The 5657-nt window shown below is 68.1% G+C and carries 5 protein-coding genes; 2 read left to right on the top strand and 3 right to left on the bottom strand.

All coding sequences use genetic code 11. The features are described from left to right. Positions 1 to 158: 158 nt before the first annotated feature. The 3 genes from Q0A15_RS02930 to Q0A15_RS02920 all read right to left on the bottom strand — a co-directional run bounded on the left by Q0A15_RS02930 (position 159) and on the right by Q0A15_RS02920 (position 3681). Entirely contained in the window at positions 159 to 1235 is a 1077-nt protein-coding gene (locus Q0A15_RS02930) for a 2,3-butanediol dehydrogenase (RefSeq protein WP_291278043.1), read from the bottom strand. 581 nt (positions 1236 to 1816) lie between these two features. Then, the gene (locus tag Q0A15_RS02925; protein WP_291278042.1) at positions 1817 to 2752 is read right to left on the bottom strand and encodes an EamA family transporter; all 936 of its coding nucleotides are present in this window, start codon (positions 2750 to 2752) and stop codon (positions 1817 to 1819) included. Next, positions 2749 to 3681 (bottom strand): TetR/AcrR family transcriptional regulator, encoded by a 933-nt coding sequence (locus Q0A15_RS02920; RefSeq protein WP_291278041.1) that lies wholly within the window; start codon positions 3679 to 3681, stop codon positions 2749 to 2751. The genes Q0A15_RS02925 and Q0A15_RS02920 overlap by 4 nt, the downstream gene beginning before the upstream one ends. Positions 3682 to 3979: 298 nt before the next feature. Here Q0A15_RS02920 and Q0A15_RS02915 point away from each other — a divergent pair, with 298 nt between their 5' ends. Then, positions 3980 to 4921 carry an FHA domain-containing protein gene (locus Q0A15_RS02915; RefSeq protein WP_291278040.1) on the top strand — a complete coding sequence of 314 codons (942 nt, stop codon included), beginning with the start codon at positions 3980 to 3982 and terminating at the stop codon, positions 4919 to 4921. 87 nt (positions 4922 to 5008) lie between these two features. Continuing rightward, the coding region (locus tag Q0A15_RS02910; protein WP_291278039.1) for a hypothetical protein at positions 5009 to 5657 on the top strand (649 nt) is incomplete at its 3' end.

Here is a 5657-nt window from a genome sequence, read left to right as displayed (position 1 = left end):
GCCGCCAGCCGCCCCGAACCCCCGGCTACCATCGGCCCGCCGGCCCCGGGGGCGCCTCCCGTGCGGGAGGCGCCACCGGGGCCGTCGGGTTTGCTGCAGGCAGGTGACGCGTGCTCAGGGGGCCGGGCACGCGGCGTCGGGCATGAGAGCGATCAAGATCAGTTCACGGAAGACTGGACCAGGATCTTGATGGCCGTCTCGGGGTGGTGGATGAGGGTCTCGAAGCCCTGCTCCACGATCTGCTCGGGCTGGATGCGGGCGGTCACGAAGGGCTCCACATCCAGCTTGCCGGAATTGATCATCGCGATGGAGTCCTCGAAGTCCTCGGCCAGGTAGGCCATGGTGCCGGAGACCGTGGCCTCGGTGTAGTGCAACTCGGCGGTGGTGTTGAGTTCCAGGGCCCTGGACGGCAGCGCGATCAGCTGGATGTGGCCGCCGGGGCGGACGTTCTTGATCAACTGGTGGACCACGGGGCCGGCACCTGCGCAGTCGAAGACCACATCGGCGCCGAGGCCGTCGGTCTGCTCGGCGACGAGTGCGTCGAGGTCCTCCTCGATGGGGTTGACGCCGAAGTCGGCGTGGGAGGCGGAGAGGGCCTTCTCGCGGCGGACCTGGGCGGGCTCGGACACGATGACGGTGGCGCCCTTGGCCTTCAGGATCGCGGCGACGAACAGGCCCACCGGGCCGGCGCCGCCCACCACGGCGACGTCGCCGGCCTTGGCTCCGGAGAGGCGCACGGCGTGCGTGGCGACGGACAGCGGTTCGATCATCGCGGCGTGGTCAAGCGGCATGTCCTTGACGTCATGGACGTTGGCTGCCGGAACGTTGATGTATTCGGAGAGGCCGCCACCACGGCCGGAGAGGCCGAAGCCCCACTGGTTGCGGCAGATGTTGGACTTGCCGGAGCGGCAGGCGGCGCATTCGCCACAGGCAACGTTGTCCCGTACTGCGACGTTGGTACCCACCGTCACGGAGTCCACGCCCTCGCCGAGCTCCACCACGGTGCCGGAGAACTCGTGGCCCAACACGATGGGGAGGTACTCACCCGTCTGCTTGTTGGGGGTGTCCTTGGTGGGGGTGGAGGCGAGGCCGCCCTCGGTATACATGTGCAGGTCGGAGCCGCAGATGCCGCCCCAGGCCAGCTTCAGCTTCACCCAGCCGGGCTGCGGGGTGCCGGGTTCGTCGATCTCCTCGACTCGTAGGTCTTCCTTGCCGTGGAACATGACTGCGCGCATGTGGTGACTCCTCATCCTTCTTGCGTTGTTTTCTCATTAACAAGTGTAAACCTGTGTGGCGCGTTCCTCCATGATGTCGTGAACGTCTGGTGCGGCACCGAGGCGGGTGACGTGGCTCATGGGTGTGGAAACTGAGATTGGATCGAGGCAACTCGGCCTGAGGCGGCTCGGGTGAAGTGCGTGGCTGCCGCTTCGTGGTCCGGGGTGGACGCCGAACGTGAGTGGGCCCGTGGTCGGACTCCAGCCGCTATCGGGCTTGACGTGACCCAGCTCACCCGGAATGATCTGTCCGGATGGCCGGAGCGGCCGCAATGGCGGGGTCGCTCTCGGTTGTCATTTTGTTCGGCATCGTCCGGCAATACCGCGTGAGTGGCGTTTTACCCCCTGGATTGGCATCTACCCCTGAAATCGGGATTTGCACCCGTCGTGCGACGGTTGTAAATGGAGAATCGTGCGGCGAATCCAGCATCGTGGGGCAAAGCGCCGGGGACGCCAAGACCATACCAGCTGACCTCCTCTTCGCCTGAGCGGTACTTTTTGCCCGCATGCTCCGGTTTGCTCGCATGCCCGGACCGGAGTTCTCAGGAGGGCGTCAAGGGCGGATCGGGGCGGCGGCGCAGCGGCGAGATCAGCACCACGAGGCTGCAGCCCAGCACCACAAGACCCAGCCAACCCAACCACCCCAGGCGCTCGCCGACCACGACGACGGCCAGCAGTGCCGCGACGGCGGGTTCCAGCAAGGTGATGGTGGTGGCGGTGGACGCCGGCACCCGCGTGAGTCCGTACCCGAAGAACAGGTACCCGGCAAACATCGGCACCAAGGACATGTACGCGGCCACCGTGAAGGCTGACGGGCCGGCCACCAAGGGCGCCCCGGTCACCAACAAGACGGGCATGAGCCCCAACCCGCCAAGGCCGAAGACGGCGCCCATAGCAGCTGCTCGGCCCACGCCCTGGGCGAGCATGCGCTGCACCACCCACGAGTACACGGCATAGGTCAGCCCTGCAGCGAGCCCAAGCAGCACGCCCCAGACCGTCGCCGACCCATGGCCCCCACCGTGAGCCGCGCTGGTCAGTCCGGTTCCGATCACACCCAGCCCCGCGGCCACGCACCATGTCCTGCTCGGAGCGCGACGATCCACGACCCATTCCGTGACGCCAGAAAAGAGGGGAGCGGACGCCAGGGACACTGCCGTGCCGACTGCGACCCCTGCCAAGTGCATCGAGGAGTAGAACGCCAGGGGATAACCCACCACAGCCAGCGCCCCGATCAGAAGTAACCAGGCATGGTTGGCCACAAGGGACCGTTGACGCCACAGTGGCCTGATAGCCACAACTGCCTGGAGGAGTCCGCCCACCCCCAGTGCAGCGGAACCGATGGCCAACGGGCCTGCCTCAGGGGCAAAGGTGGCTGCGGTGCCGGTGGTTCCCCACAGCGCGGCCGTCGTGGTGATGGCGAGGATGCCCGAGGTGCGACCGGGATGAGCGTCGGGCCCGGAACGCGACGGTGGCGTCACCTCTCCCGGCCTCGGCGCGGAGACTCCACGGAGGCAGCGTCCGCCGGAGCGGCCGCAGTCGAAGCGGCCGCACTCTGGGCGGACTGCGTCGCCAGCGCCTCCGTGACCACGTTCTCGGCAAGGGACCGAACGGCCTCGAGTAATTCCAGGTCCGCTGCGAGTCCCGCCCGGCTCATGGCCCCCTCAAGAAGGAATGACACGTGCAGTGCGGTGGTTCGGGCGCTTGCGGCGGGGAGGACGCCGCTCAGGTGTTCTTGCAGGATCTGCTGTACCTGACGTTTGTGGCGGCCCACCAGCTCGCGCCCGGGGTGACCCAAGGGTAATTCTGCTGCCGCATTGAGCAGTCCGCACCCGCGGAAATCTGCGGCGAGTCGAGCATGGTCCAGGTAGGCGTCCGTCACTGCCATGACGCCCGTTGTGGCCGCCGCGGCTGCCGGTGACGCCGCGGCTGCCGGTGACGCCGCGGCTGCCGGTGATGCCGCGGCTGCCGGTGATGCCGCAGCCGCCGGTGACGCCGGGGGCGTCCAAGCTCGCGCGGCTGTCGGAGCTGTGGTGGCTGCAGAGGCTGTCGCATCTGCTCGCGACTCTTGGTCGGCGGCCTCGATTCGTGCCTGGTACAGGTCCAGCCATTCCTGATGTCTGGCCTCGAGGTAGGCCATCTCCAGCTCCTGTTTGGAACCGAAGTGCTGGTAGAGGCTGCGCTTGGACACATGAGCGGCTTGGGACAGGGTATCCACGCCGGTGCCCGTCATCCCTTGGTCGTAGAAGAGCTGTGCTGCCGCCGAAAGCACGCGGTCCCGTGCAGGGCTGCGGCGACTCGTAGAGGTGCGGTCCTGTGCCGGGACGCGGCGCTCGGTGGTCTTTGTGGGTGAGGCGAGTGGGCCCGAAGGCTCCCGATGAGCAGTGAAGGCACTGGCTGGTGAGGTCACGATTCAAAAGTACACAGATCGGTGTACCTTGGCCAGCGGTATCCCTGAGTATCCGTGGCCGAACCCGGCAACGGACGCGGCTTTCCAGCTTTCGGGGTAATCAGGTCACGAAATGGTCTCGACCTGGGTTCCACCGCGTCTAGGATGAATGGGATGAACCCACGTCCAGGGACCCACGACGGGAGTGACGATGCCTGAACGGTGCCAACGGTGTGAGGCCGAACTCCCACCGAATGTCGAGAGCTGCCCGCAGTGCCACGCGCCGGTGACAGCCATCCAGAGCCCTCCGGAACAGCCCGTGCCCTCGATCGGCGGCAGCATGGCCGCCGCACCATGGGTGCCGGGCCCCGACGGGGAACTGTATCCGGCCAAGGATGTGCCGATGATTCAGGCTCCGGATCCTGAGCCCACACCAGAGGCCCCCGCACCGCCAGACGTGGAGAGCTTCGGCACACCCTATGGGCCCATCGGTTCCGCTCCGAGCGCGAGCTCCGGCTCCGAGGCCGCCGTGCCCGGATACGGTGCACCGTTGCCGGCCCCGACCGATCCGGATCAGCTTCCGCCCACCGCTCCGGTGCCGCTTGCCGCCGTGCAGCAACCGGAACCACCGGCCGTCCCATCTTCGGCGGCGCAGCCGCTTTCCCCGTTGCCGGACATCAGCGCCACCTCGGCACCCAGCGCCGCAACAGCTGCTCCGTCCGCTGCCTCGGCCCTGCACACGGAACCGCCGCAGCCGACCACCAGTCCGGACGAGGGAGCTGCCGAGCCAGCTGCTCACGGCCAGGAGCCTTACGCGCAGTACCCGCACGGCACCGATGCCTACGGCGATGCTCCTGTCGATGCATCGGCCGGCGTCGCATCGGCTTCCAGCCCTGCTCCGTCCGCGCAGAGCGCAGGCCACCCGGAACTCGGATACACCGTGCGGCTCGGTTTCGGGGACGGCTCCAGCGTGCGGATCGACACGGACGCGATCCTGGGGCGCAAGCCGCAGCTCAAGGCCGCGGAAGAGAACCTGATCTCGGTGCCGCTCATCGACCCGCTGAAGTCCTCCTCCCGCGTCCACCTCCGGATGCGCCTGCGCGCCGAAGGCGTGAGCGTCGAAGATGCAGGTTCCGGTAATGGCACCCGCGTGGAGCACGAGGGACGGCTCTACGACGCGCAGCCCGGGCAGCCGTTCTGGGTGGTTCCTGGGGACACCGTCTGGCTGGGCGAGGTCCCAGTGTCCATCGAGTTGGGCTGACGCTCACCTCGACGTTGGTGCGACGTCGACGCGAACGTCGCACCATCCCGCAATCCAACAGCAAGAGCCAGAGGGGAGGCGAGCACCGTGCTGAATCGCTGCGAAGCGTCATGGGATGAGCCCGTGCCGGTCCGCGCCCAACCCTTGGCCGTCCCCGGTGTTCCCTTCCAGGCGCAAGACGGCGGCTGGGTCTTCCCGCTACCCGCGGACGGCGCGCTGGTTCTGTTGAGTCACGACGGAACCGAAACCCTGGTGCTCGGTACGGATCCTGAGGTCCTCGTGCCCAACGTCGTGGCCGTGGCCTACCGCAGCGCCGTCACCCCGACCGGGAGGCGAGCGCGTTCGGCACGGCACGCCGCTCAGATCGTCGACGACGCCGCGGCCGCGTCGCTCCCGCCCACCGTCCCGCGGGCCGCGCCGGTCGGTGCGCAAGGTCCGCAGGCCCCCGAGGTGGAGCACACAGCTGAAGCGGAGCCGGACGCAACGCGACCGGCCTCGGATACCGCCGAACGCGGCCATGAGACACCCGTCGCGGCATCGGCCGCCTCGGACTGCGCCCATGAGGCGGACCGTACCCAACTCGGCGTCCCGGACGACCGTACTGTCACGGGATCCGACTTGCACCGGCTCCTGGCGGACCGGGCTGGAGCCCAGCCGGACACCCCGGACGATCACACGGTGCTCGGCACGTCCCTACCGTCCCCCGGCAGTGACGTCGCCATCGTCGGTTCGACTT

Source organism: Galactobacter sp., assembly GCF_022712295.1.
In the GTDB taxonomy this organism is placed as follows: domain Bacteria; phylum Actinomycetota; class Actinomycetes; order Actinomycetales; family Micrococcaceae; genus Galactobacter.
This window is presented reverse-complemented; position numbering and strand designations above follow the sequence as displayed.

What these genes read in the sequence shown, in the direction of transcription:
- Q0A15_RS02930 (WP_291278043.1), bottom strand. Translation starts at nt 1,235, where the DNA reads ATGCGCGCAGTCATGTTCCACGGCAAGGAAGACCTACGAGTCGAGGAG.